The organism is Mesorhizobium sp. M2A.F.Ca.ET.037.01.1.1 (assembly GCF_003998075.1).
GTDB lineage: Bacteria > Pseudomonadota > Alphaproteobacteria > Rhizobiales > Rhizobiaceae > Mesorhizobium.
Window position 1 is genome coordinate 1 of record NZ_RZSA01001184.1, and the last position, 1809, is coordinate 1809.

A 1809-nucleotide genomic window follows, 5' to 3' on the forward strand; every position below is an offset into this window, starting at 1 on the left:
CCATCAACGATCCGACGGCGATCGGCGCGCAGCTCGCCGCCAAGCAGCTCAATCGCTCGGAATTCATCATCACCGCGGTCGATCTTGTCGAAGCGGGTGAGCAGCGACTGGAACACTTTCAGGCCGCCGTCGCGCGAGCCTTCGGCGTTCTGGTCGTCGGACAGGACCTTGATGTCGGCGTGCTGCGCAAGCACGTTCTTGCAGCCCTTGACGCGCTCCAGGATCGAGGACGAGGCCGGACCGTTGAGGATGACGTAGTTGCCTTTGCCGCCGGTGTGGTCGACCAGATACTGGCAGGCCTCCTCGCCAGCCTTGACGTTGTTGGTCATCACGGTGACGTCGGCGCCCGGCGCCGAGACGTCGAAGGCGGCGACGACGATGCCGGCCGCCTGCGCCTTCTTGACCGCGGGCGCGATCGCCTTGGCGTCGACGGCGTTGAGCATGATGACGTCGACGCCGGCGGCGATGAAGGAATCGATCTGCGAGACCTGCTTGTTGAGGTCGTAGTCTGCCGAGACGGACGTCACCTCGACCTTCGGATTGATCTTTTTGGCCGCGTCCTCGATGCCCTTGATGGTGGCGACGAAGAAGGGGTTGCCGAGCAGGCCGACCGAGATGCCGACCTTGTTGAGGTCCTTGGCCGATGCCGGCGCGACGGCGAGGGCCGCGAGGGCCGTGCCGCAGAGAAGTTTGGCGATGGTCTTCATTTACTTGCTTCCTCCGATTGCCCCGCGCCTCTCACGGTGCGTTACACACAATCCGGCTCATCTTGGCCGGCGACCAAGGTCAATCACGTTCTTGCTCCGGCCTGGAGCCGGTAACGGTCGAGGGCGACCGCCACGATGATGACCAAACCCTTGATGATGTACTGCCAGATGTCCGAGACACCGGCCAAAATGAGCCCGTTGGAGAGCACGGCGATGATGAGGCCGCCGATCAGCGTGCCCCAGATCGACCCGACGCCGCCGACGAAGCTGGTGCCGCCGAGAATGACGGCGGCGATGGCGTCGAGCTCGTAGGACTGGCCGAGTTGCAGGCCGTTGGCGGCGTAGAGCCTGGCCGCCGACATGACGCCGCCGAGACCCGCGAGCAGGCCCGACACGCCATAGACGAAGAGCAGCACCAGCGGCACCTTGATGCCGGTGAGGCGCGCCGCCTCGGCATTGCCGCCCACGGCATAGATCCAGGTGCCGAGCACGGTGCGCTTGAGCACCAGCCAGGACAGCACCACCACCGTCAGCGCGATGATGACGAGCCACGGAATGCCGAACAGCGAGCCATTGCCGATGAAATCGAAAGGCAGGTCGGAATTGAACACCGTCGTGTCCTCGCCGAGCAGGCGGGCGACGCCGCGCACGGCGGTGAGCGAGCCCAGCGTGACGATGAAGGGCGGCAGCTTGATATAGGCGACAAGCAGCCCGTTGATGACGCCGAAGCCGAGGCCGAGCAGAATGGCGGCCGGAATGCCGAGCATGCCCCAGTCCGGCACCAGCGACACCAGCACCGCGACCATCGCCGAGGCGGCGAGGATCGAGCCGACGGAGAGGTCGATGCCGCCGGTGAGGATGACGAAGGTCATGCCGGCGGCGAGCACGATATTGATCGACGACTGCTGGCTGACGATGAGCAGGTTGGTGCCGGTAAGGAAGCGCGGGTTGATGAACTGGAAGCCGACGGCAAGCAGCACCAGAACCGGCAGCATGCCGAGCGCGGCGAAGGCCGTGCGCAGCCGCCGGCTCCTGACCACTGCCTGATCCGCCGATTTCGCCACCGTTGAGCTGTCGGTCATCTTGTCGGTCCTTCCTGGGC

2 protein-coding genes are annotated in these 1809 nt (G+C 65.2%); both read right to left on the reverse strand.

The genetic code is table 11. The features are described 5' to 3' along the window. Nucleotides 1-707: substrate-binding domain-containing protein (locus tag EOA27_RS34830; protein ID WP_245491292.1), on the reverse strand; the 707-nt coding region annotated here is incomplete at its 3' end. Nucleotides 708-790: 83 nt separating this feature from the next. Next, a complete protein-coding gene (locus tag EOA27_RS34835; RefSeq protein WP_126079815.1) occupies nt 791-1789 on the reverse strand; it encodes a ribose ABC transporter permease in 999 nt (332 codons plus the stop codon). Between the last annotated feature and the right edge of the window lie 20 nt (nt 1790-1809).